This window comes from Pseudoalteromonas sp. GABNS16E, from assembly GCF_028598715.1.
GTDB classification, from domain to species: Bacteria; Pseudomonadota; Gammaproteobacteria; order Enterobacterales; family Alteromonadaceae; genus Pseudoalteromonas; species Pseudoalteromonas atlantica.
Map to the genome: position 1 here is coordinate 1 of NZ_JAQREZ010000152.1, position 634 is coordinate 634.

Annotated in this window: 1 pseudogene; it reads right to left on the reverse strand. The window is 37.7% G+C overall.

Going from position 1 to position 634, the window contains the following annotated elements:
* A pseudogene (locus PSI06_RS21070) lies at positions 1–485 on the reverse strand (LTA synthase family protein); the annotation flags it as partial.
* Positions 486–634 lie beyond the last annotated feature (149 nt).

The following is a 634-nucleotide window of genomic DNA, read 5'->3' on the forward strand; positions in this document are numbered from 1 at the left end:
TGAGGCATTGTGCCATACAAATTGCTAGCACTTTTTTCGTTACCCATGTTTTTCAGCGCAAACGCAACACTGTAAGTGGAGTTAAGAACAAGTGAATTTACTAGTGAATCTTGAGAAAAATAGACTAATGCAGGGTTAAGCGGCCGGTGGCTCAATGTACCTCTGGCAGCAAGGAAACAAAGCATTAAAACAGCCATAAGAATAGATAAATTAGCTACTTTTTTCAGTGGCTGTACTTGTGGTTTTGTGAATGCTCTATATAAAAGGCGATAGCTGTAAATACTTGTTATTGTCGCCACAAGTAATGTACTTAGCATTGCTAAAAGGTGACCATGAATTAGCATCGAGAATACTTCTTGTGGGTAATCAAGATATTCAATATATAACCGGTTAGGCCTTACATCATATTGAGTGATGAATGCAGCTGTTGATGTTTCTAAAATAACAACAACAGTCGCAATAATGCTACCGTAAAGCGAAAACATGCGCTGGAATAGCTTTGTTTTAGAGCGTGCAATTACATGCAGCATCAATATCAGCACTCCAATAGTTGCTAAGTATCCAACGCTACTTAAGTCTATTTTGATAGCACCTGAAATGACTGGCCAAATATCACCATCATTTAATCTTGAAT